The organism is Ramlibacter sp. bp-362 (assembly GCF_054956735.1).
Genome location: NZ_JBUDXE010000051.1, coordinates 1 through 273 on the forward strand (window position 1 = coordinate 1; position 273 = coordinate 273).

Here is a 273-nt window from a genome sequence, read left to right on the forward strand (position 1 = left end):
CTTAAAAAAGCGTCTAAGCGTTTGAAGTTGATGGAAGCGTTTAAAGAGTCGAACAACAAGCCAGAATGGATGGTGATGAATGTACTTCCAGTACTTCCACCAGATCTTCGTCCGTTAGTACCACTTGAAGGTGGTCGTTTCGCGACTTCTGATTTGAACGACCTTTACCGTCGTGTGATCAACCGTAACAACCGTTTAAAGCGTCTTCTTGACCTTGCAGCGCCAGACATTATCGTACGTAACGAAAAACGTATGTTACAAGAGTCTGTAGAT

Annotated in this window: 1 protein-coding gene; it reads left to right on the plus strand. The window is 43.6% G+C overall.

Annotation, left to right across the window (positions count from 1 at the left end):
• Nucleotides 1–273: hypothetical protein (locus tag ACY0MJ_RS22365; protein WP_462640764.1), on the plus strand; the 273-nt coding region annotated here is incomplete at both ends.